This is a genomic window from Ruminococcus sp. AF17-12, assembly GCF_003479245.1.
Lineage (GTDB): Bacteria > Bacillota > Clostridia > Lachnospirales > Lachnospiraceae > Blautia_A > Blautia_A fusiformis.
This window is the reverse complement of sequence record NZ_QUGY01000001.1, coordinates 1-23020: the sequence shown is the minus strand read 5'-3', so window position 1 is coordinate 23020 and position 23020 is coordinate 1. Positions and strand designations below refer to the sequence as shown.

At 45.4% G+C, this 23020-nt stretch carries 20 protein-coding genes, 1 tRNA gene, 1 other RNA gene and 1 pseudogene; 19 read left to right on the top strand and 4 right to left on the bottom strand.

From position 1 onward, the window contains the following. Positions 1-239: 239 nt before the first annotated feature. From DWW77_RS00115 to DWW77_RS00095, 5 genes are all read left to right on the top strand, one after another. Positions 240-791 carry a biotin transporter BioY gene (locus tag DWW77_RS00115; protein WP_118607955.1) on the top strand — a complete coding sequence of 184 codons (552 nt, stop codon included), beginning with the start codon at positions 240-242 and terminating at the stop codon, positions 789-791. Then, positions 781-1221, top strand: a complete 441-nt coding sequence (locus DWW77_RS00110) for a DUF1284 domain-containing protein (RefSeq protein ID WP_118607823.1) — start codon at positions 781-783, stop codon at positions 1219-1221. Before DWW77_RS00115 ends, DWW77_RS00110 begins: the two co-directional genes overlap by 11 nt. Before the next feature lie 404 nt (positions 1222-1625). Then, complete coding sequence (locus tag DWW77_RS00105) at positions 1626-5132, top strand: Ig-like domain-containing protein (protein ID WP_118607822.1); 3507 nt, start codon at positions 1626-1628, stop codon at positions 5130-5132. Between the two features lie 209 nt (positions 5133-5341). Further along, positions 5342-5415: transfer RNA gene (locus DWW77_RS00100), tRNA-Pro, on the top strand. Between the two features lie 135 nt (positions 5416-5550). After that, entirely contained in the window at positions 5551-6642 is a 1092-nt protein-coding gene (locus tag DWW77_RS00095; protein ID WP_110102767.1) for a DUF6128 domain-containing protein, read from the top strand. 55 nt (positions 6643-6697) lie between these two features. On the opposite strand, the gene DWW77_RS00090 is transcribed toward DWW77_RS00095, so the two are convergent. Then, positions 6698-7393, bottom strand: a complete 696-nt coding sequence (locus tag DWW77_RS00090; protein ID WP_118607821.1) for an anaerobic ribonucleoside-triphosphate reductase activating protein — start codon at positions 7391-7393, stop codon at positions 6698-6700. A 164-nt stretch (positions 7394-7557) separates the two neighbouring features. On the opposite strand from DWW77_RS00090, the pseudogene DWW77_RS00085 reads away from it, so the two are divergent. The 3 genes and pseudogenes from DWW77_RS00085 to DWW77_RS00075 form a co-directional block, all read left to right on the top strand. After that, positions 7558-7746: pseudogene (locus tag DWW77_RS00085) on the top strand (family 1 glycosylhydrolase); the annotation flags it as partial. 304 nt (positions 7747-8050) lie between these two features. Then, complete coding sequence (tadA, locus tag DWW77_RS00080) at positions 8051-8581, top strand: tRNA adenosine(34) deaminase TadA (RefSeq protein WP_114001486.1); 531 nt, start codon at positions 8051-8053, stop codon at positions 8579-8581. Positions 8582-8733: 152 nt separating this feature from the next. Beyond that, positions 8734-9171 (top strand): GatB/YqeY domain-containing protein, encoded by a 438-nt coding sequence (locus DWW77_RS00075; RefSeq protein WP_022426683.1) that lies wholly within the window; start codon positions 8734-8736, stop codon positions 9169-9171. A gap of 94 nt (positions 9172-9265) precedes the next feature. Here DWW77_RS00075 and ffs read toward each other — a convergent pair. Both ffs and DWW77_RS00065 read right to left on the bottom strand, forming a co-directional pair. Next, an RNA gene (gene ffs, locus DWW77_RS00070) (signal recognition particle sRNA large type) lies at positions 9266-9527 on the bottom strand. A gap of 53 nt (positions 9528-9580) precedes the next feature. Continuing rightward, the gene (locus DWW77_RS00065) at positions 9581-10342 is read right to left on the bottom strand and encodes a hypothetical protein (RefSeq protein WP_114001485.1); all 762 of its coding nucleotides are present in this window, start codon (positions 10340-10342) and stop codon (positions 9581-9583) included. 293 nt (positions 10343-10635) lie between these two features. Between DWW77_RS00065 and DWW77_RS00060 the strand changes: the two genes are divergently transcribed. The 8 genes from DWW77_RS00060 (at position 10636) to DWW77_RS00025 (ending at position 18358) form a co-directional block, all read left to right on the top strand. Further along, the gene (locus DWW77_RS00060) at positions 10636-11715 is read left to right on the top strand and encodes a 6-phosphofructokinase (RefSeq protein ID WP_353611228.1); all 1080 of its coding nucleotides are present in this window, start codon (positions 10636-10638) and stop codon (positions 11713-11715) included. Positions 11716-11785: 70 nt separating this feature from the next. Continuing rightward, on the top strand, positions 11786-13408 hold the full coding sequence (gene dnaX / locus DWW77_RS00055) for a DNA polymerase III subunit gamma/tau (protein WP_118607820.1): 1623 nt from the start codon (positions 11786-11788) through the stop codon (positions 13406-13408). A 31-nt stretch (positions 13409-13439) separates the two neighbouring features. Further along, complete coding sequence (locus DWW77_RS00050; protein ID WP_015525666.1) at positions 13440-13796, top strand: YbaB/EbfC family nucleoid-associated protein; 357 nt, start codon at positions 13440-13442, stop codon at positions 13794-13796. Continuing rightward, positions 13796-14392 (top strand): recombination mediator RecR, encoded by a 597-nt coding sequence (recR, locus tag DWW77_RS00045; protein WP_015525667.1) that lies wholly within the window; start codon positions 13796-13798, stop codon positions 14390-14392. The genes DWW77_RS00050 and recR overlap by 1 nt, the downstream gene beginning before the upstream one ends. A gap of 87 nt (positions 14393-14479) precedes the next feature. Next, positions 14480-15598, top strand: a complete 1119-nt coding sequence (locus DWW77_RS00040; RefSeq protein WP_118607819.1) for a LacI family DNA-binding transcriptional regulator — start codon at positions 14480-14482, stop codon at positions 15596-15598. Positions 15599-15872: 274 nt separating this feature from the next. Then, complete coding sequence (gene fsa / locus DWW77_RS00035) at positions 15873-16526, top strand: fructose-6-phosphate aldolase (protein WP_015525668.1); 654 nt, start codon at positions 15873-15875, stop codon at positions 16524-16526. Between the two features lie 66 nt (positions 16527-16592). After that, on the top strand, positions 16593-17432 hold the full coding sequence (locus DWW77_RS00030; RefSeq protein ID WP_015525669.1) for a transketolase: 840 nt from the start codon (positions 16593-16595) through the stop codon (positions 17430-17432). After that, complete coding sequence (locus DWW77_RS00025) at positions 17420-18358, top strand: transketolase family protein (protein WP_015525670.1); 939 nt, start codon at positions 17420-17422, stop codon at positions 18356-18358. The genes DWW77_RS00030 and DWW77_RS00025 overlap by 13 nt, the downstream gene beginning before the upstream one ends. Here DWW77_RS00025 and yyaC read toward each other — a convergent pair. Then, positions 18331-18918, bottom strand: coding sequence for a spore protease YyaC (gene yyaC, locus DWW77_RS00020; RefSeq protein ID WP_021650942.1), 588 nt, complete (start codon positions 18916-18918; stop codon positions 18331-18333). The two genes, DWW77_RS00025 and yyaC, sit on opposite strands and share 28 nt — an antisense overlap. A gap of 157 nt (positions 18919-19075) precedes the next feature. Here yyaC and DWW77_RS00015 point away from each other — a divergent pair, with 157 nt between their 5' ends. The 3 genes from DWW77_RS00015 (at position 19076) to DWW77_RS00005 (ending at position 22373) form a co-directional block, all read left to right on the top strand. Beyond that, positions 19076-20356 carry a LysM peptidoglycan-binding domain-containing protein gene (locus DWW77_RS00015; protein ID WP_021650941.1) on the top strand — a complete coding sequence of 427 codons (1281 nt, stop codon included), beginning with the start codon at positions 19076-19078 and terminating at the stop codon, positions 20354-20356. Positions 20357-20422: 66 nt separating this feature from the next. Beyond that, a complete protein-coding gene (locus DWW77_RS00010) occupies positions 20423-21655 on the top strand; it encodes a DUF5711 family protein (protein ID WP_021650940.1) in 1233 nt (410 codons plus the stop codon). Between the two features lie 10 nt (positions 21656-21665). Next, positions 21666-22373, top strand: coding sequence for a CvpA family protein (locus tag DWW77_RS00005; RefSeq protein ID WP_021650939.1), 708 nt, complete (start codon positions 21666-21668; stop codon positions 22371-22373). The last annotated feature ends 647 nt before the right edge of the window (positions 22374-23020 follow it).

Below are 23020 nucleotides of genomic sequence, written 5' to 3'. Positions count from 1 at the left end.
CAGTATAGCATCAGAGAGGGGAATTTGAAAGTGAAAATTGACAATATCATTTGTAAATGGCAGGTTTACATAGTAGTAAACGGCATTGTAAAATGTAAACTTAAAAAATAAAATTAAGTTGACATTCAAATCCTGCTGTGTTAAATTGTTAACAGCGAAAGAGCGGATATCATTTATAAAGGACAGGAATGATCTTCCGACAGGAAAAGCAGAAAAGGAAAGAAAGGATACAGATTATTATGACAACAGTGGCAGCAGGCAGAAGCAAGACGTATGATCTTGTTTACATTGCAGTTTTTGCAGTAGTGATGGCAGTTTGCTCATGGATTTCCATTCCGGCACAGGTACCGTTTACTCTGCAGACATTCGGAGTATTTATGGCAGTTGGTGTGCTTGGAGGAAAAAGAGGAACTCTGGCAGTTCTGGTTTACGTTCTTCTTGGAGCAGTAGGAGTTCCGGTTTTTGCAGGATTTTCCGGAGGCATTGGAGCTCTTCTCGGAAATGCAGGTGGATATATCATTGGATTTATCTTTTCTGCACTTGTTATGTGGGCAATTGAGCATGTTTTTGGCAGAAAGCCGGTTGTTCAGATCATTTCTATGGTCGTTGGGCTGATCGTATGCTATGCCTTTGGAACCGCATGGTTTATGTTTGCTTACACAAGAAGCACAGGTCCGGTAGGTCTTATGGCAGTTCTTGGCTGGTGTGTGTTCCCGTTTATCATTCCGGATCTTATCAAGATCGCGCTGGCTTATGTTTTATCAGGAAAGGTACGTAAATATGCAAGATAAAAGCATTGCTGCGGCATATGCTTCTGATGAGGGCACAGAGGGAATGATCATTCCTCTGCGCCCTCATCATGGTATGTGCCTGGCGTATTTTAAGGGGGAAGGCTACAGTAACGGTTTTACTGCACATATGGCCGAGATGCTGAAGATTTTTCTGGAGGGAAAGAAAATAAGGCTTCATGTGGATACGGATGAGATCTGCTCTGCCTGTCCGAATAATCTGGGCGGACATTGTGAAGCCGGAGATAAAGTGGCAGAGTATGACAATGCCGTGCTGGAAAAATGTGGACTGAAGGCCGGACAGACATTGCACTTCAGCGAATTTACAAAAAAAGTCCAGGAAAAAATCCTTGCGATGGATAAACGTAAGGAAATCTGTGGAAACTGCCAGTGGAACAGTATCTGCGAAGAACAGAAGAGCCGCTGGGCATAAAAGAAAGCAAAAATATAGAAATATAAAAAGTATATGATCTGAGAATGCTGGAGGAAATGGCAATGGCTGTTGCATTTCCTGAAATGATGTCTTGGAATATATACTTTTTTTTGTTTGAAGTATCAGATAATAATATAAATATTTTGAAAACAATTTTCAGTTGAGAAAAAAACAACAATAACCGTGAGGCTTTTTTGCCAGATATGTATAGACAAATAATTTAAGCATTGATAAAATGACGATATGTTAGTTTGGACAAACTAAAGCGTGCTTGACAGAGCACTTCTGTAGAAACTGACATATGTTGAATATCCTGCAGAAGAAATTTCAATTAACCAGAGCAGCTGTAAGGTCATGATCTGGTATAAAGTTGTGTAATATAAAAGACAAAGAGGAGGACAGGTATGCATAAGTGGAAGCTTTTTAAGAAGTCAGCTGCGCTCGTACTGAGCTCAGCGGTGATCGCGTCAGGAGTGCCGGTAACGGCAATGGCGTCTGAGGCGGAAGTTTTTAGTGACGTGTCAGGAGAAACACAAGGAGAGACAGCACAGGAAGAAGGAGAGAACGAGGATCAGGAGTCTGTTTCCCAGGATCAGCCGGAAGTTGGTGAAGCTTATATTCAGTCGGAAGAGCCAGAAGAAAGTGATGCAGAAGCTATTCAGGAAGAAGTAGCAGAAATTTCAGCAGAAGAGATTCAACAGGAAGAGGAACCGCAGATCCAGGAGGATACAGAAGAGGCATTCGGTGATGGAGAAGCATTTATGGCAGAAGCAGGCGAGGTTCTTCAGGATGCTTCTGAGATCACTGTTGCAGGAGTGAAATATCTCTGGTCCATGCAGCCGGCAGAGGGATATACACAGATAGGAACAACAGGCGTTTATGTAAAAGTGGCAGATGGACAGACCGCTCTGAACGGAAAACTGTACGGAACGACAACTTTAAGTTATTCGGAATTTTATGCTGGGGATACCACTCAGGAGAGCTATGACGCTATCACTTCGGCAACAACGAGTAAAAATCAGATTTTTGTTAATGAGGACAGCACAGAGGTGACCTCTTCCGGATATCAGATCCAAGGTGTGAAGAATGTAAGTGTTGCAGTGGATGCGGAAACCTATGTAGATGCACAGGCGCTGAAAGCTGCTTCCAAGCTTCCGAGAGAGGGTGTCTATACAGAGGCAGCAGATATTACGCTGAATGAAGCACCGTCACAGGAAACAGGACAGTATAAAACTCTGAATACAGACGGAACATATAGTGCAACAAAATTCGATGTAAAAGCAACGGTCACAGATGCATCCGCCCAGATTCAGGCACCATCGATCTGGGGTGATTACATGCTGGTGGTAAAAGAAGCCGGCACAAAATATCTCCGCAATTCCAGACAGGGTGATTTTGCTGTAGGCGGAAATACACTGGGAGTGATCCTTGAAACTGCCAGTGGCAAGAAGGTAGGACTTCGTCATACCTATGAAATCTGGGTACAGCCCTACGAACTTGCGTTTTCAGCAGGATCCGGGCTTATCGGGGAAAAAATTTCAAAGGTGACTTATATTACTCCGGACGGCTCCTATGTATATGAGTTCGGAGACAAAGCTCCTCTTGTAAAAAAACAGCCTGAAGCAGGAATGAAGGTACAGGCAGCTTTTGTAAAAGAAAATACAACCCAGGTTAAAGTTGATGACCTTGACAAATATGAAAACCCTAAGGTTTCCGTATACTACACAACAGGAAGTGGCCATGGTAAAAAGACAACGTATGTTGTAGATCATGCAGTGGCAGAGAATGGGGTGGTAACCTTTGACAGCAGTGTAGCCAGGGCCGGGGATGAGATCTACACGGTTATGATCTCAAGCGACAATTATGTGGATATGACAAAAAATATCACACTGACAGGCCAGCCGATCACGGTTTCCAATGTTTCCTATTACTGGGTAAAGGGAGCGGTGGATGGATATACACAGATTCCGGGAACAGATATTTATTATAAGGTGGCAAATGGACATCAGGCACTGACAGGAACACTTTACGGTACGGCATCTCTGTCATACGAGGAATTTTATGCAGGAGATGCAACGAGCCGCAAATATGATTCCGTTACATCTGCCACAACCAGAAAAAGCACTGCTTTCGGAAATGCAGATGTTCAGAATCTGACAGAAAATGGCTATGAGATCGCAGGAGTAAAAAAGGTTAATGTAGCCACAGATGCAAAAACATACATAGAGGCGCAGATCCTTTCAGAAGCGGGAGAACTTCCGGAAAGCGGAGTATATACAGAAGCAGCAGGGATCACCCTGGGACGTACTCCGACGGTAGAGCCTGGGCAGTATAAAACACTGAATACAGATGGAACATACAGTGCTACAAAATTTAATGTAAAAGCAACTGTGACAGATGCGGAGGCAACACTCAAAACATCTTCTCGCTGGGGAGATTATGAGATTGATGTAAAAGAAACCAGCACAAAATATCTCCGCAATACAAAGAGTGATTCCGATTTTGCAGTTAACTCCGGGATTCAGGGAATGATCCTGGAAACAACAGACGGCGGAAAATATGGCATGCGTCATATGAACGAGATGTGGCTGAAGGTGTATAAGGTTGCCTTTGCAAAAGATACAGGTCTTGAGGGAAAAACCGTAAACAAGATCACGTACATTATGGCAGACGGCGCGTATGTATATGAATTTGCAGATGGTATTTATGTTAAACCGCAGGCAACAGAAGAGATGGCTGTTTCTCCGGAATTTACGGACAGCACCCATGTTAAGCTTGCAAATCTTGATAAATACAAAAATCCGAAGGTATCTGTTTTCTATACAACAGGTGTCGGACATGCTTCAGAGACAACATATCTTGTACAGGATGCAGTAACTACAGATGGAGTGGTTGCTTTGGATTCCACTGTAGTGAGACCGGAAAATGAAACCTATACAGTAAGAGTTTCCAGTGATGATCATGCAGATGTTTCTGTTCAGCTGGTGTATGGAACGATTGCTTTTAAAGAAAATTCAGGAGTTCTTTATATCGGAAACTCCAGACAGCTTGAAGCAGCAGGCGAAAATTGCAAGGATGTAACATACGCTTCCGATAATGAAACGGTTGCATCTGTGGACGAGAACGGAAAAGTAACTGCAAAAGCAGCAGGAACAGCCGTGATCACAGCAACATCTGCAGCAGGAAAAACTGCACAGTACAAGCTTACTGTAAAAACCCCATCTGTAAAAATGAATGCATCAGCGAAAACGCTTTATGTAAAAGGATCTCCAGCTACGGTGACGCTGAAAGCAACGACCGCAGGTGTTACCGGAAAAGTAACCTATACAAGCAGTAAACCGTCTGTTGCAGCTGTAGCCGCAAATGGAAAGGTAACTGCAAAGACGGCAGGTACAGCTGTGATCACAGCGAAATGCGGAAATTATAAAGCAACCTGCAAGATCACAGTCAAGAAGCCGGCTGTAAAAGCTTCGGCTTCAGCGAAAACTGTATTTGTGGGTGGAACAAGCCAGATCAAAGTGGAAAAAACAGGCGTTAGTGGAAAAGTTACTTATACAAGCAGTAATAAATCCGTTGCAGTGGTAAGCGCAGGCGGAAAAGTAACAGCAAAAAAAGCAGGAACAGCTACAATTACAGTAAAATGCGGAAGCTACAAAGCAACCTGCAGGATCACAGTAAAAAAAGGTAGCCTGAAGATCACATCCAAAACAGCTGTAAGTGTAAAAGCAAAGAAAACAACAGCCATCAAGGCAGTTGCTACTTCAAAGGCAAAGATCAGCTACAGAAGCAGCAATACAAAAGTTGCTACTGTAAGCAGCAAAGGTGTTGTTAAAGGTGTGAAAAAAGGAAAAGCTGTTATCTATGTAAGCAGCAACGGAATCACAAAAAAGGTAACAGTTACAGTGAAATAAGCATATATTTCACTTGAATATACTTGATATGTTATAAAGAACCTTTCCCAAAACTGCTTCGGGTCTGCGAAAATGCATGCCCGAAGCAGGAAAAAAGAAAAAATTCGATTTTTTTGAAAAATTTTAATTTTTTCTATTGACAAAGTACAGAAACTCTAATATAATAGCTCTTGCAGTTGAGCAATACACAAACAACTGAAACAGAATAACGAAGCGTGGCTCAGTTTGGTAGAGCGCTGCGTTCGGGACGCAGAGGTCGCAGGTTCAAATCCTGTCGCTTCGACTAACAGCTTGAGAATCCCTTGGTTGAGGGGTTCTTTTTTATGTTTGTACATCCTGGAGCTTTTTTCAGTTGATGGAATGATTTCTCTCGATCTTCATATATATTAACGAAACCGAAATACCGGAGGGACGTGCGTTGGCTGGATATCAGCGTTTTGTTGCGTATGTGTACGAGTATCGGAAAGGAAAAAAAGATAGCAGCAGCGGTTATGTGAGGGTGGAGGCCAGAGATAGGAAATGCCGTGTGGAGGTTCATCTGCGCTGCGTTGGACTGGAGCCTGGAAGTCGGTGCAGAGTGTATGGGTTTGTGCGGCAGGAAGGGCTGATGGATGGTATTTTGATCGGAAACTGTGTTACCGGGCGGGAACGGATCGAGTGCGCACTGGAGACGGATACAGGGGATATTGGAGGCATGGGAAAAAGTCTTCAGGAGCTTGGAGGATTGCTTCTGATCTCCGATGCCGGCGGATTCTGGGGAACGGAATGGGATGATCAGCCGATCCGGCCGGAGAATTTCCGCGAGTGGAAGAAAAAAGAAACGGAATTTCGGAAGGAAACGGAGAAAACAGGAACGGAATATCAGAAGGCGGCGGAGAAAACAGGCAGAGAGCGGGAAGAAAAGGAAGAAGAAAATCAAAAAGATGGAACCTTGCCAGAAGTGCAGGAAAATCAGAAGGAGTCAGACAGGATCATGACGGTGGAGGAGATTCAGGAGGATGTATTAAAGACATCGGAAACCGGAAATTCATATCAGGCTCCCAGTCCGCATCCGCCGGAGCCACCGCATCCGCCGGAACCACCACGACCAGGCCAGCCGTCACCGCATCCGCCGGAACTACCACGGCCAGGCCAGCCGTCACCGCATCCGCCGAAACCATCGCGACCGGAGCCATCTCGTCCACTTCCGGGAATACCCTGTGATGATCCCTTTAACGACGGCTATTTCACAGACTGCCGCAAGATCAGACCATCGGACTGCAGTGCCTTATGCAGAAAAAACGGCTGCTTCTGCAGCAACCGTTTTGTCATGTACGGATATCAGAATTTCGGCCATCTTCTGCTGTGCAGAAATCCCCGGGGACAGTACATACTGGGAGTACCCGGTGGATACAGCCAGCAGGAACGGTTTATGGCCAATATGTTTGGCTTTCCCTACTTTAAGGAATGTCCGGATATTCATATCCCAGGCGGAAAGGGAGGATACTGGTACTGTTTTATTAACATCTGATCAGAAAAATTTCGGCATCCATGCAGATAAGCAAACAGTTTTGCAAATCCGCAGATCACAGCTCCATACCACGAATTTCTACTACCGGGATCGTCTGAGACAGGATATCCCGGTAGTTTTTCATTTCTTCCTCGGAGCAGGCAGAGAATCCCGGTATCAGAACTCCGTCGGAATCCCGGTAAGCCTGGAGATAATAAGCTTTTGCACCGCTTAACCACCGGCTGATCTCCTGAAAATCTTTTTCGGAATGAAGTTCCCTCACAACTGTTGTACGAAATTCATAATCAAGGTGTCCGTCCAGCAGCCATCCGGCAGTTTCCCGGATCCCATCCAGATCAGCATGTACACCGGTAAGCACAGGATAGTTGGAAGGACAGGCCTTGATATCCATGGCAACCTTGTTGATCAGGTCAGCTGCTGCGAGATTTTTTACCACGGAGGGGCGGGAACCGTTGGTATCGAGCTTCACATCATAGCCCAGCTCCCTGATCCTGCTGAGAAATTCCGGCAGCTCCGTTGCAAGTGTAGGTTCACCGCCGGAAATACAGACGCCATCGAGAATCCCCTTTCTTTTTTTTAGAAAAGCCAGGATTTCCTCCTGGGAATATTCAGGCTGGGTGTCAGGCTCCACGACAAGAGCTCCATTCTGGCAGAATGGGCAGCAGAAGTTGCAGCCGCCTAAGAATATGGTACAGGCTACCCTTCCCGGATAATCCAGCAGGGTTGTTTTGTTAAATCCACATATTTTCATAGGAAAATCCCCTTGTTTCTCTTATTTATGATACTACAAGCATACTCTCCCCCGAAAAAAGCTGCAAGCCTTTTTAACCGAATCAAGTAAGTTTCCTGCGGAGCTGCGAAAAGCAGTAAGCAGAGATGGGGACTTGCTCATGGAAGAAAAAAAACATATAATTTATGGGCTACACCTCCTGGGGCTGCATTGACCTTGTCAGTGCATCTACAGCAGAGCTGAAAAAACGCTACGGCTACATCTACGTGGACCGCAACGACGATGGAACAGGTACACTGAACCGTTATAAGAAAAAATCCTTCTATTGGTATAAAGATGTGATCGCTACCAATGGTGAGTCACTTCACAAATAATCTGGCTGCTTGACTTTCCGGAAAAAAGCAGATATAATGCATTCATTGACGCAGACAATGGAGTTCGCGAGAGCTTCCGTTGTCTGCGTTTTTCTGTTATACAATAAAAAAAACGCTGCAGAAATTAGTGTGGAAATTTCTGTGGCGTTTTTGGCTGTGTGCGAATATCTGTTTTGCAGCAGATTGACATGGAATATTTGAAAAGTTATAATCGAACGGACAGAAGGCTGAGAGCAGTCTTAGTATGAACAGATAGAATCCCGGAGCTTTTTCCGGAATGTGAAGTTACAGGAGGAGTAAAAACGTGACAGATCAGGAACGTTTTATGAAAGAGGCGATCCGCCAGGCAAAAAAGGCCCGTGCATTGGAGGAAGTGCCGATCGGCTGCGTGATCGTGCATGAGGGAAAGATCATAGCCAGAGGCTACAATCGTCGCAATACAGATAAAAATACCTTATCTCATGCAGAGCTTAATGCTATCCGAAAGGCTAGTAAAAAGCTGGGAGACTGGCGTCTGGAGGGATGCACCATGTATGTAACGCTGGAGCCTTGTCAGATGTGTTCCGGTGCACTGGTACAGTCCAGGATCGATGAGGTGGTGATCGGCTGTATGAACCCGAAAGCAGGCTGTGCCGGATCTGTGATGAATCTTCTTCAGATCGAAGGCTTTAATCATCAGGTAAAGATCACAGAAGGGGTATTGGAAGAGGAATGCTCCGAAATGCTTTCCACATTTTTCAGGGAACTGCGGGAGAAAAAGAAGCAGGCAAAAATCCTGAAGAAGCAGGAAGCAGAGCGCCTTGCCGGGCAGACACAGTCAGAGAGAGCGGAATAGAAAGAAAAGTCCCGGGAGATTTACTCTTGACAGAATCCTGTGAAAATATCAAAATAAAATCATAAATGGATTTCACTATTACAGACAGAAAATCCATTCAGACCAAGCGAAAGTCGTTGATACAGGAACGACAGAAAATGGAGGAACAAAAAATGGAACTTGAAGCTTTAAGAAAAGACATGGTAGCAGCAATGAAGGCCAAAGATAAGGTAACAAAGGAAGCAGTTTCCGCACTGATCGCAGCAGTAAAAAAAGCTGCCATTGATGAGGGATGCCGTGATGACATCAAAGGAGAGCTTGTAGACAAAGTTATCCTGAAAGAGCTGAAAACAGCAAAAGAGCAGATCGACACCTGCCCTGCAGAACGTACAGATCTGAAAGAGGAGTATCAGGCAAGATATGATATCATTGCGAAATATGCTCCGAAGCAGATGGATGAAGCAGAGATCAAGGCTTATATCGAGGAGAAATTTGCAGATGTTCTGGCAACAGGAAATAAAGGCCAGATCATGAAGGCAGTTATGGGAGATCTGAAGGGAAAGGCAGACGGCAAGCTGATTAATCAGGTAGTTGCCGGATATTGTAAATAAAATAATAGCACAAAAAATCCCGCCGGATCAGTCATAAATGACGGACCCGGCGGGAATGCTGTTTATATAGAGATCATATATTATAACCTTTTTTACGCGCGCCGCACCTCGGAATGGTCTCACAGACGTTACCTTTACAGTTAACTCAGCCCAGGCACCCTCACGGCACACAAGAGCTTCTGCTTAGTGCTGCTGCATTCCTGCCCTGACACGGTTCACAGATTCCTGTTGCGTAAGACCCAGACGTCAACGCCACTTATAAAGGGCTGCTCTGCAAGATACAAGCCTCAGATTGGCATCACCCCTGCTGTAGCGGATTGCAGGTACAGGGCACCGCTATCTCCCCGGCTGCGCGGAATTTAATTATAGACTCTGAAACCGGATTTGTCAAGGTACAGACCGAAATAAATCAGTTCATATTAAGTGTACAGTACTGTACCGCCCCGTTTTTGGTGTTGCGAAGGGTGAAGCTGATATAGGCGGACTGCTTCGCGGAAAGATTTCCGATATGGAGCGTGGAAGAAGAAGCCCCGCTGTTAGGGGCGTTGTAATTGGTACTATACTGTGTATGGGTCCGGTTGTTGTTGAAAGAAACGCCTGTGATCTTCCAGCCATTTGCAGCGGTGCATTTCATGACAGCATTCTTCTGTGTCTTGTTGGCGTAACGAAAGGCGTTATGGCCGGAGCTTTTGAATTTTCCGGCAAGATTGCCTTTTACACCTGTGATGGAGACGGATTTCAACGGGTTGACATAACGAAGCACCTTGATGGTGGAAGTATAGGTTTTGTTTCCGACCTTGAAGGAAATCTTTCCGGTTCCGGGCTTTTTAACGGCAAAACCGATATTGTAGAAATGATCGGAGTGAGTGTACGGTTTTGCACCCTTGCGGAAAGCCTCCGTGGTACTTTTGAATCTGCTGGAACCGAAGTAATCCAGTGCGATCACAGATCCTCCGCTGACTACTTTAACATTGGATTTGAGAATGTTCTGTTTAGCAGGAATATTACTGATCGAGATCTCATCGTATCCCAGGTCCTTTCCGGATGTGGGCATATAAACGATCCGGGTTTTGGAATAATTGATCGCTGCACTGGCGGCGAGAGGAGTCATGGCGCATACCATGGCTGCGGCTAATAAAGCGCAGGATAGTTTTTTGAGAAATTTTTTCATAGGACTCTCCTTTCTAGATGAAAATTTTCTGTAAACATACGAAAGTTACTGATAATTTTATTTTACGATGAGATACAGGTAAAGTCAATCAATACACTCGCTGTTTTCGTGCTTTTTTGGCTATTGTACACTGCCTGAAAATGCTTTATAATATTATATTGTGTAAAACTCTGTGAAAAGAGAGGATACAGTAGTTGTTCTGCAGAAATACGTCAGGTGGAATATCTGTCTTATATGCAGACAGCAACAAATAAAATGTGCACATAAGAGGGCACAGAATGGAGGACGCTATGATTAAAAGAATCGGTCTGCTGACAAGCGGTGGTGACTGTCAGGCACTGAACGCAACCATGAGAGGCGTTGTAAAGGGTCTGAGCAACAGCGTTGAGAACCTTGAGGTTTATGGATTTGATGACGGATATAAGGGACTGATCTACGGGAAATACCGTATGCTTACAGCCAGGGACTTTTCCGGAATCCTGACTCAGGGCGGAACTATTCTCGGAACATCCAGACAGCCATTCAAACTGATGCGGGTTCCGGATGAGAAGGGACTGGACAAGGTTGAGGCCATGAAACAGACTTACTATAAGCTCTGTCTTGACTGTCTTGTGATCCTCGGCGGAAACGGAACGCAGAAAACCGCCAATCTTCTCCGCGAGGAAGGCCTGAATATCATCCATCTTCCGAAGACCATTGATAATGATATCTGGGGTACAGATATGACCTTTGGCTTCCAGAGCGCTCTGGAGATCGCAACAAATGCCATTGACTGCATCCATACAACAGCTGCATCTCATGGACGTGTATTTATTGTTGAGATCATGGGACATAAGGTCGGAAGCCTTACACTGAATGCCGGTGTTGCAGGCGGAGCAGATGTGATCCTGATCCCGGAGATCCCATACGATATCAATAAGGTTGTAGAAGCCATCCAGAAGCGTAACAAGGCAGGCAAGCGTTTTACCATTCTTGCAGTAGCTGAGGGAGCTATCTCAAAAGAAGATGCAGAGCTTCCGAAGAAAAAATACAAAGAAAAGCTTGCGGAAAGAGCGAAGAAATATCCGTCTGTATCCTATGAGATCGCAGACCAGATCCAGCAGGTGACCGGAAGTGAGGTACGTATCACAGTTCCGGGACATATGCAGCGAGGCGGAGAGCCATGTGCATATGACCGCGTTCTTTCCACAAGGATCGGTGCCGGTGCAGCGCAGGCGATCATGGATGAGGAATACGGTGTTATGATCGGTGTCATCAACGGCAAGATCAAGAGGGTTCCTCTTGCTGAATGCGCAGGCAAGCTGAAGATGGTATCTCCAAAGGATCAGCTTGTAAAAGCAGCCAAACAGATCGGAATCAGTTTTGGCGATTAATGAATTATGAGTCATCTGGCCGCCGCGGGAGTCTTTCCGCGGCGACTGTGGCGAAGAGAAGGAGAGTTTTATGAGTTATACTGCTCTTTACCGTAAATTTCGTCCCGACAATTTTGACGATGTAAAAGGACAGGATCATATTGTGACAACACTGACCAACCAGATCAAGGCGAACCGTATCGGACACGCATACCTGTTCTGCGGAACGCGTGGTACCGGAAAAACTACGGTTGCAAAGATCCTGGCGAAGGCAGTAAACTGTGAACATCCTGTAAATGGCAGCCCCTGCAATGAATGTGCCATGTGCAAGGCCATTCAGGCGGGAACTGCCATGAATGTGATCGAAATCGATGCAGCCTCCAACAACGGTGTTGATAACATCCGTGAGATCCGTGAGGAAGTGGCTTATCGTCCAACAGAGGGTAAATACAAGGTTTATATCATCGATGAGGTGCATATGCTCTCAACAGGTGCATTTAATGCTCTTCTGAAAACATTGGAGGAGCCGCCTTCTTATGTTATTTTTATCCTGGCGACTACAGAGGCCCACAAGATACCGATCACAATACTGTCCAGATGTCAGCGCTATGACTTTCACCGGATATCCATTGATACCATTGCTGCCAGACTTTCCGAGCTTCTGACAGCAGAAGGGGTGGAAGCAGAGGAGAAGGCTGTACGCTATGTGGCAAAAAAAGGCGACGGGTCCATGCGAGATGCCCTGAGTCTTCTGGATCAGTGTATTTCCTTTTATCTGGGACAGGTGCTTACTTATGATAAAGTCCTGGATGTTCTGGGAGCTGTGGATACAGAGGTATTCAGCAGGCTTCTCCGAAAGGTTCTTTCCGGCGATGTGACAGGTTCCATTCATGTGCTGGAGGACCTGATCACAGGCGGCCGGGAGCTGGGACAGTTTGTATCAGATTTTACCTGGTATATGCGAAATCTTCTGCTTGTGAAGACTTCCGAAAATCCGGAGGAAGCCATTGATGTTTCTTCTGAGAATCTGAAGCTTCTGAAGGAAGAGAGCGGGATGACAGATGTGGAGACGCTGATGCGTTACATTCGTATTTTTTCCGATCTGTCCAATCAGATCCGTTTTGCAAGCCAGAAGCGTGTATTGGTGGAAATCGCACTGATCAAGCTGTGCAGACCGGCCATGGAGACAAATCTGGACTCTGTTCTTGACAGGCTTCGTGTCCTGGAAAAGCAGATGGAGGAACGGCCTGTGCAGCAGGTGATCGTTCGGGAGAGCGAGGCCTGTGGAGCCGGGGAACCGGGGGCGGCAGTGACCGGTACAGCAACGGTACAGCAGCAGAAACCACAGAAGGCAGCTCCTGAGGATCTTCAGAAGATCGTGGCAGGCTGGCGTGCCATCGTGGGTCAGACTACCGGACTTTTTAAGCAGTCCCTGCAGCGTGCAGTCCCCAAGTATAACGGAGAGACAGGAGATCCCATCCTTTATGTGGAATTCCAGGATTTTCTGGGGATGAATTATGTAGACAATCCGGAGGCGAAGAAAGAGCTTCAGGACATTATTGCTGCCCGGACAGGCAAAAGCGTGGAGATACATATGCTGGTAGCCAACAAACATCAGCACACCAATCTCGCGCAGATCACAGTAGACGATGCACTTCGGGAGAATATCCACATGGATATCGTAGTGGAAGAAGACCCGGATGAGGAGTCATAAATCCGTAAACAAAAAACAGGAGGAAAGTATTATGGCAAAAAGAGGTGGATTTCCTGGCATGGGTATGCCGGGAAACATGAATAATCTTATGAAACAGGCGCAGAAAATGCAGCGTCAGATGGAAGAAAACCAGAAAGCTCTTGAGGAAAAAGAGTTTACAGCAACAGTAGGCGGCGGAGCTGTTTCCGTTACAGTTTCCGGTAAACGTGAAATAACAAAGGTCACACTTTCCGAGGAAGCGGTAGATCCGGATGATATCGAGATGCTTGAGGACATGATCGCGGCAGCAACAAATGAGGCGCTCCGTCAGGTTGAGTCCGAGTCAGCAGCAGTGATGTCCAAACTCACAGGCGGCCTTGGCGGTCTTGGCGGAGGTCTTCCTTTCTGATGGAATATTACAGCAGCCATATCAATAAACTTATTGAGCAGCTTTCCCATCTTCCGGGGATCGGAGCCAAATCTGCCCAGCGTCTTGCATTTCATATCATGAATATGCCAAAGGACCAGGTGGAGCAGCTGACCGCCTCCATTACCGATGCAAGGCAGAATGTTCAGTACTGTAAGTGCTGTTACACGCTGACAGATCAGGAGCTTTGTCCGATCTGCGCCAATCCCAAAAGGGATCACAGCACGATCATGGTGGTTGAGAATACCAGGGATCTGGCAGCATATGAGAAAACAGGTAAATTTGATGGTGTATATCATGTACTTCATGGTGCGATTTCCCCGATGCTTGGGATCGGGCCGGATGATATCAAACTGAAGGAACTGATGAAGCGCCTTCAGGGGGATGTAAAGGAAGTTATTGTGGCAACCAATTCCAGTCTTGAAGGCGAAACGACAGCTATGTACATCAGTAAGCTGATCAAACCGACCGGGATCAAAGTAAGCCGTATCGCCAGCGGAGTTCCGGTGGGCGGTGATCTGGAATATATTGATGAGGTGACACTTCTCCGGGCACTGGAAGGAAGAGTGGAACTATAACCGGATCAGGTGAAAAATTCCCTGAGGGATTGCAAAAAGTGATAAGCAGCCAGGAAATTTCCCCAGATTATAAAGGAGGTGAGACTGGTGGCAAAAAAGAAAGCAACCTCATCGGATGTGGCAGCACGCGCAGGAGTTTCCCAGGCAACGGTATCCATGGTGCTGAACCGGAAATATAATGTTTCTTTTTCGAGAGAAACTGTGGAGCGGGTGGAGCAGGCGGCCAGAGAGCTTGGCTATGAGCTTCCCGGACGTCGGAAACACAAAGCTGACAGAAAAGAAAAGCTGATCGTTGTTTTCTGCCCCACACTCACCAGTCCCTATTATGTACTGCTGCTTCAAGGGATCGAGGCTGTGGCCAATGAGCAGGGATATGGGGTATTTATCTGCAACACCCAGCGCGATGCGGGGTTGGAAGAAAAATATCTCCGTATGATGCAGACTATGCGGCCGGCAGGGATCATCTATACCTGCAATCCTCATCCGGATTTCCAGCATCAGGTAGAAAAGATCGCAAAAGAAACACCGCTGGTCATCATCAGCAACAAGGAAAAAACAACCACGGTAGATGCTATCAATCAGGACAACACAGTGGTAGGAAGGCTGATGGCCAGACATCTTCTTGATCTGGGGCACACGGATGTGGCATTTATCACGCCGCCACTTACCAGACGGCAGTGGCAGCGCTCCAAGCGTGTGGAGGGCTTTGTCCGCGAGTTTGAAAAAGAGGGAAAAAAGGATCATGTGCTCATCAAGGCGGCAGATGAGTCCAATGACAGAAAGATCCCGCGGATGGATTCCGAGTATGCCATGGGCTACGAGCTGACCATGGAGCTTCTCCAGGAAGGAAAGAAATTTACGGCTATCGCAGGACAGAATGACATGATGGCCATAGGCGCCATTGATGCGCTGCATGAAATGAGGATACACGTTCCGAAGGATGTTTCTGTCATAGGATGCGACAATATTTTTTATTCCGGCATCCGCAGGATCTCCCTGACAACCATTGATCATTTTGTTGCGCTGAAGGGAAGGGATGCCTGTGACATCATCATCCGTAAGATCGACATGAATGATAAATTTTACCTGGATGAAAGACCTGCCAGCCTGTATAATATCGAATATACCCCGAAGCTGATCACGCGCCGCACGACGGGGTATGCAAGACTGGACAGAAACCAGTCTGATGAACAGAAAAATAAATAATGGCGCAAAAATTATTAATAATAATATATAGAGAGAGTTTCCATGACACATTTGAATAGAAACCTTGTTAGCTACGATAATTACGGCGATATTCGAATTGAGGAAAATGGAAAGAAGCTGTTTTGGGTGAAAAAATTGACAGGCACTATTAATAAAATGTTATTTTATTAATAAAAGATTTATTAATAAAAAGCAGGTGCCTTGACCCCCGCAATGAGTTTGTTATAATGGAATCATCAAGAAAAAGAACGAACGTAAACAGGAGGAAAAAACAATGAAATTTTTTATCGACACAGCTAAAGTAGAGGATATCAGAGAAGCAAATGACATGGGAGTTATCTGTGGAGTTACAACAAACCCGTCTCTGATCGCCAAAGAAGGAAGAGACTTCAACGAGGTGATCAAAGAGATCACAACGATCGTTGACGGACCGATCAGCGGTGAGGTTAAAGCTACCACAACAGATGCTGAGGGAATGATCCGTGAGGGACGTGAGATCGCAGCGATCCATCCGAACATGGTTGTTAAGATTCCTATGACAACAGAGGGACTGAAGGCAGTTAAGGTTCTTTCCTCTGAGGGGATCAAGACAAACGTTACTCTGATCTTTTCTGCTAACCAGGCACTTCTTGCAGCAAGAGCAGGTGCTACATATGTATCTCCGTTCCTTGGAAGACTGGATGACATCTCCACAGATGGCGTTGAGCTGATCCAGCAGATCGCTGAGATGTTTGCAGTTGCAGATATCCCGACAGAGATCATCGCAGCAAGCGTTCGTCATCCAATGCATGTAACTGCATGTGCACTTGCAGGCGCAGATATCGCTACGGTACCGTTCAAGGTAATTGAGCAGATGACACATCATCCGCTGACAGATGCAGGTATCGCTAAATTTCAGGCTGATTACAAGGCAGTATTCGGTGAGTGATCGAAACCTCTTTTATATACAAATTCCCTGTGAACAGCAGGGCACTAAAAAGGAGACATTTATAACATGGATAAGTTAGAACTTCAGAAAGTTGCCAACGAAGTCCGCAAGGATATCGTAACAGCAGTCCATGCAGCAAAGGCCGGCCATCCGGGCGGATCCCTTTCTGCAGCAGACGTGTTCACCTATTTATATTTTGAAGAGATGAACATCGATCCGAAGGATCCTAAAAAGGCAGACCGTGACCGCTTTGTCCTTTCTAAAGGACATACAGCACCGGGACTCTATTCTGTACTTGCAGAGAGAGGATATTTTCCAAAAGAGGATCTGAAAACACTTCGTCATCTGGGCTCCTATCTTCAGGGACATCCGGATATGAAGCATATTCCGGGCGTTGATATGTCCAGTGGTTCTCTTGGTCAGGGAATCTCTGCAGCAGCAGGTATGGCTCTTTCTGCCAAACTCAGTAATGATGACTATCGAGTATATACATTGCTGGGTGATGGTGAGATCGAGGAGGGCCAGGTGTGGGAGGCAGCTATGTTCGCAGGCTTCCGTAAACTGGACAACCTGGTTGTGATCGTAGATAACAATGGACTTCAGATCGATGGTGACATTGCAGATGTATGCTCCCCGTATCCGATCGACAAGAAATTCGAAGCTTTCAATTTCCATGTGATCAATGTTGCGGACGGCAACGATATGGATCAGCTGAAGGCTGCTTTTGATGAGGCAAGAGCTACAAAGGGTATGCCGACAGCTATCATCATGAAAACAGTAAAAGGTAAAGGCGTTTCCTACATGGAGAACGCAGTAGGCTGGCACGGAAAAGCTCCGAATGACGAGCAGTATGCACAGGCAATGGAAGATCTGGAGAAGGTAGGTGAAGCATTATGTCAGAAGTAAAGAAAATCGCAACGAGAGCAAGCTACGGCAGTGCCCTCATAGAACTAGGAAAAAAACACGAGGATCTTATCGTTCTTGACGCTGACCTTGCTGCAGCTACACAGACAGGTATGTTTAAAAAAGAATTCCCGGAGCGTCACATTGACTGCGGTATCGCAGAGTGCAACATGATGGGTATTGCAGCAGGAATCGCTTCCACAGGTAAGGTTCCCTTTGCAAGTACTTTTGCAATGTTTGCAGCAGGACGTGCTTATGAGCAGGTTCGTAACTCCATCGGATATCCGAAGCTGAATGTAAAGATCGGAGCAACTCACGGCGGTATTTCTGTAGGTGAAGACGGCGCCACACATCAGTGCCTGGAGGATTTTGCCCTGATGAGAGTGATTCCGGGCATGGTCGTTGCAAGTCCTTCTGATGATATCGAAGCAAAAGCTATGGTTGCTGCTGCTTACGAGCATCAGGGACCGGTATACATGAGATTCGGACGTCTTGCTGTTCCGGTTATCAATGACAGACCGGATTATAAATTTGAGCTTGGTAAGGGCATCGTTCTCCGCGAGGGAAAAGATCTTACCATCATCGCAAACGGACTTTGCGTTGCACCGGCTCTTGAAGCAGCTGAGAAGCTTGCAGCAGACGGAATCGATGCAAAAGTGATCAATATCCATACCATCAAGCCTCTGGATGAGGACCTTGTTGTTGCAGCTGCCAAAGAAACCGGCAAGGTTGTAACTGTTGAGGAGCATTCCATCATCGGCGGTCTTGGCGGAGCTGTATGCGAGTGCCTGGCTGAGAAGGCACCGGTACCGGTTAAACGTATCGGAATCCATGATGTATTCGGTGAGTCCGGTCCGGCATTAGAGCTTCTTCATAAATACGGTCTCGATGCAGAGGGTATCTATAAGCAGATCAAGGAGTTCGCATAATCAAGATCAACAGGGGATAAGTCTGTTTCTGCAGGAAGTATCTTAAGGATCCCGCAGGCGATCACATCTGCAAGTGCTACCACGGTGGAGAGCCGGGTAGTCTGCAGGGTAAGCTGCTCCATGATTCCGGCAGTATTTACAATGCCGGTGATATGGATGTCCCCTACAGGTGGAAGATCTTTCTGAACACCAGCACCTGGGTAAAGTGCACCATTTCCAATGGTCACATAGCCCAGGTGTTTTTTTTGTCCAAGAGAAGCATCTATGGCGATCACAAGGGCGTGTGGATGAAGCCTTGTGATAAGCGATGAAGTTTTTTCTAGGTTCAGGGCATGGACCGGGCAGGAAAGAGTGCCGTAGACAAAAATATGTCCGGTTTCATGAGGATGAAGAAGGTGTCCGATATATGGGCCTAAACAATCTCCGGTAACACGATCACTGCCAATGCATAAAAACACGATCTCGGTCCATTTTTTAGGACAGTGAAGAATGCATTTTTTCAGAAGATAAGCAATCTCGCCGGATGAACCGTTTTTTTCGGCATCAATGTAAAAAGCCATGAGAAACCTCGATTCTTTTTTCACTCTATCATATCCTGAAAAAAGGAAAAATATGCATGGTGCGGAATCTGTCGCTAAATTCTGTGGACAGACTCTTACATTCTGCTAAAATCCGCATTTTTACTGTGCTATGCTTGGACAGAAGGAGTGATATGAGATGATAGAAGTCATTTATAAGGAGGACACAACAGAACAGGAAACCGCACAGGAATCGTTTTCCATGCCTAGAAATGTAAGGCAGATCGGGCTGGCGAACGGAGATTACAGGATTTATATAGAAGATTATGTATACACATTTCTCTGCAGCCTGGCAGAAGATGAAAAGCCGGAAGGCCAGGGAAGTGTGGCGGTACTTACAGGTGAAATTCAATGGACTGCAGATATGACCTGTATTTTTATAAAAGGTGCCATTGCAGCAGACGGCATGGAGGCTGCGGCAGAACATATTGACTTTTCGGAAAAACTCTGGCAGAAACTGCAGGAGGATAAGGATCAGTATTTTCCGGAGCAGGAGATCGTGGGATGGTTTTTTGCACAGCCTCAGATAGCAATGGAGATCACGGAGCTTTTTGTGAAAGTACATCTCAGACATTTCGGAGGGGAAAAGATCCTGATGCTGATGGATCCTGGAGAACGGGAGGATGCCTTTTTCCGTTATGATGGCGGCATGATGGCAAAACTGAGCGGGTATTATATTTATTATGAGAAAAATTCTCAGATGCAGACGTATATGATTGAACGCAGCCAGAAAGAGGGCGGAGAAGCATCCGAGAAAGTGGAGGACAGGGCTGTCAGAAATTTCAGAAAGATCATAGATAGTAAAAATCCGGAGGAACAGGGAGAAGAGAAAACTTCTGTTTTTTCTTATGCGGCTACGGTGTGTCTGGCATTGGCAGTTCTTGTGGCTGGAGTGGGCTTTTATCGGAATCAGCAGGAAAAAACAGAGGTTCCGGAAGATTATCGCGCTGCTTCTGCTTCGGTGGTGCAGATGACACCTGCAGTAACAGAACCGGTGCAGAGTGTATCGATTTCGCCAAAGGCGGTGCAGACGCAGAAACCGGTGCAGACACAAAAACCGGTGCAGACACAAAAACCGGTACAGACGCAGGAAGCTGTGCGGGGAACTCCGGTCCCGACGGAAACCACGCAGAAAAGAGAAAAAATCTCAATAACACCGGAACCTCGAAGTTCAAAAAAACAGTCTGTTTCAGAAGCAACGCAAAAAAAAGATAATAAAACAGAAGAGAAAAAAACAGAAGAGACTTCAGTGGCTGCAGGAAATCCTGGAGAAACTTATGTGATCCGCCCGGGAGACACCTTGTATCAGATCAGTCTCAACCGCTATGGTACTGTAGCGGCGATGGAGCAGATCTGTGCATTAAACGGAATTTCTGCCAATGAGATCATTTATCCCGGGCAGGTAATTGTACTACCCTGATGGAGTGTGCTATAATAACTGGAAAACCAATTACAAAATAAAATACTTAAGGTAAGGGATACGGTTGTGAATATCATAAAAAAAATACAGAAAAAACAAAAGCGTAAAAAGCTGATGAGGCAAAAAGCCAGGCTTGCACAGGAACAGGCTGCGCAGGAAGGCGCTTACTACAGGAGAACTTCTCATTGCCGAAGGATTTCAAGAAAGGGAAAAAAGGTGATCACAGCGGCAGTGATCGCTGCTGCAGTCTGCCTGGTTTTTCTCTATGCAGAAAAAAGAAGCTATCACAGCTATAAAGTATTAAATACAAGCGAACAGGAAGATGTTGTGTCCACACAGTATGTGGACATGGATGGAGATATCCTGAGATACAGTCCGGATGGAGTATCTGTTGTGGACAACAGCATGAATACGATCTGGAATGAAACCTATACAATGCAGAATCCTATTGCAGATGTGAATGGAAGCAGGGCGGTTGTTGCAGACAGCGAGGGAACATTGCTTTATATCTGCGACAAAAAAGGTGTGACCGGAACTGTAACAACATCTTATGCTATTGTAAAAGTGCGGATCGCATCGAATGGAATGGTTGCAGTGATCCTGGACAATGATGATAATACCTGGATCAATTTTTATAATCCGGATGGCAGTCTGGTCGCGGAAAATCTGACTAAGATCGATGATCCGGGATATCCCATGGATGTAGCAGTGTCTGATAACGGAGTGATGATGGTAACATTCCAGTATGTTGATGGAAGCAAGACTACCAGCTATGTGGCATTTTATAATTATGGGGATGTAGGGCAGAATGAGGATGATCGGATCGTAAGTGGTTATACCTATGAGAATGTAGTGATCCCGCAGGTGGAATGTATCAGTGACAGTAAGTATATTGCTTTGCGAGATGATGGATTTTCTACTTACCAGGGAAGCCAGATTCCCAAAGAAAGCAAAACAGTCAATGTAAAACAGGAGATCGTAAGTACATTTTTCAGTGATGACAGGATTGGCCTGGTATTTAAAAACAATAATAAAGATGATCTGTATACAATGGAAGTCTATAGTATGAGCGGACAGCTGAAATTCCGTAAAAATTTCAATATTCCATATACGACTATAAAAATGAGCGGAGATAATATCATCATGTATAACAGCTCGCAGATCTGCGTGATGAACAACCGTGGCGTACAGAAATATGCCGGAAATGTAGATGGAACGATCCGGGATTTCTTTAAGATCGGATGGAATAAATATCTTATGGTACTGGATACAGGCGTCAGCACCATAAAATTCAGTTAAGGGGGCAGATATGAACTGGACATGGCTTGGACTGGCTGTGCTGGTCCTGCTTGCCTTTTCCATGGTGGATGGATACAGGCATGGCTTTGTAAAAGAAGTAGTATCTGCATTGCTTGTTCTGATCTCCGTTGCTCTGGTATGGCTGATCAATCCTTATGTGAATCAGTTCATACGTGAGAATACGTCTGTTTATGAAAAAATCCAGACTGCCAGCGGATCATTTGTGGATTCTCTGGCAGATGGAAAAGAAACCATGGATGAGGAGGAACAGAAGGCGTTGATCAGCAGTATGGATATTCCGGATCTCCTCCAGAAGGGGATAACAGAAAATAATACGGCATTGGTGTATCAATATCTGGCGGTTAATACATTTGCAGGGTATATTTCCGGATATCTGGCCAATGTAGCAGTGAACTGTCTTTCTTTTTTGGTATCATACATACTTTCCTCAATCCTGATCCATGTGCTGGCGTATGCCATGGATCTCCTGGCAAGATTGCCGGTCATTCGTGGGATCAACAAAATAGCCGGCGCCGTAGTAGGAGGCATGAAGTGTATTGTTTTTGTATGGGTCGGAATGCTGGTACTTACGATTTTATGCAACACGGAAATAGGGCAAAAGGGTCTGGGACTGATCCGGGGTGATACAGTACTGGATTTTCTTTATGATAAAAATATTTTTATCCGTATTTTTACAGGAATATTTTATGGTGGGTAAAAGAAACCGCATTTTGCAGACGAAAAAGCACCAGGATACAGGTGGTGACCATGTCTGTGAAATGCGGTTTTTGGCGAAAAAATACGTTTTTCAGAAAAAAATGAAATTTATGTAAAAAACATGTTGACAGCTAATGGAAAAAATGCTATTCTATCAGAGTTGTTAGGAACAAATTGTTTTTAAGAAACAGATAAATACATCTGATTTCAGAAAAATAAAAAAGTAGTTGACAAAAGACAGAAGATATGATAAAGTATCCAAGTCGTCAACAAAACGACAACAAAATCTTAACTCAAAAATGTTTGAAAAAAACTTAAAAAAGTGCTTGACAAACAAAAAGAGATGAGATAAAATAAACGAGCTGTCTGAGAGACAGACACAACAAACCTTGATAACTAAACAGTGAAACACATACGATTCTCGAAAATTTCTTTACATTTAAAGAACGGTTTAAACAAACCAAAAGCAGTAAAAACGAGAGATAGCCAAACGGTTGTCTTGAGTAAACGAATCAAACACTTCTTAAGCCTTTGGCTTAATCAGTGTGAGCTGCAATTAAGTTGATGCGAGCATCACTGAATTGCTAACACATTTTATCAGAGAGTTTGATCCTGGCTCAGGATGAACGCTGGCGGCGTGCTTAACAC

Bases quoted from the DNA above. Each gene is read 5' to 3' on its own strand.
- DWW77_RS00075 (WP_022426683.1), top strand. From the start codon at position 8,734: ATGGAACTTGAAGCTTTAAGAAAAGACATGGTAGCAGCAATGAAGGCC.
- DWW77_RS00030 (WP_015525669.1), top strand. From the start codon at position 16,593: ATGGATAAGTTAGAACTTCAGAAAGTTGCCAACGAAGTCCGCAAGGAT.
- dnaX (WP_118607820.1), top strand. From the start codon at position 11,786: ATGAGTTATACTGCTCTTTACCGTAAATTTCGTCCCGACAATTTTGAC.
- DWW77_RS00025 (WP_015525670.1), top strand. From the start codon at position 17,420: ATGTCAGAAGTAAAGAAAATCGCAACGAGAGCAAGCTACGGCAGTGCC.
- DWW77_RS00005 (WP_021650939.1), top strand. From the start codon at position 21,666: ATGAACTGGACATGGCTTGGACTGGCTGTGCTGGTCCTGCTTGCCTTT.
- DWW77_RS00065 (WP_114001485.1), bottom strand. From the start codon at position 10,342: ATGAAAAAATTTCTCAAAAAACTATCCTGCGCTTTATTAGCCGCAGCC.
- DWW77_RS00050 (WP_015525666.1), top strand. From the start codon at position 13,440: ATGGCAAAAAGAGGTGGATTTCCTGGCATGGGTATGCCGGGAAACATG.
- DWW77_RS00110 (WP_118607823.1), top strand. From the start codon at position 781: ATGCAAGATAAAAGCATTGCTGCGGCATATGCTTCTGATGAGGGCACA.
- DWW77_RS00015 (WP_021650941.1), top strand. From the start codon at position 19,076: ATGATAGAAGTCATTTATAAGGAGGACACAACAGAACAGGAAACCGCA.
- yyaC (WP_021650942.1), bottom strand. From the start codon at position 18,918: ATGGCTTTTTACATTGATGCCGAAAAAAACGGTTCATCCGGCGAGATT.
- DWW77_RS00115 (WP_118607955.1), top strand. From the start codon at position 240: ATGACAACAGTGGCAGCAGGCAGAAGCAAGACGTATGATCTTGTTTAC.
- DWW77_RS00090 (WP_118607821.1), bottom strand. From the start codon at position 7,393: ATGAAAATATGTGGATTTAACAAAACAACCCTGCTGGATTATCCGGGA.
- DWW77_RS00105 (WP_118607822.1), top strand. From the start codon at position 1,626: ATGCATAAGTGGAAGCTTTTTAAGAAGTCAGCTGCGCTCGTACTGAGC.
- fsa (WP_015525668.1), top strand. From the start codon at position 15,873: ATGAAATTTTTTATCGACACAGCTAAAGTAGAGGATATCAGAGAAGCA.
- recR (WP_015525667.1), top strand. From the start codon at position 13,796: ATGGAATATTACAGCAGCCATATCAATAAACTTATTGAGCAGCTTTCC.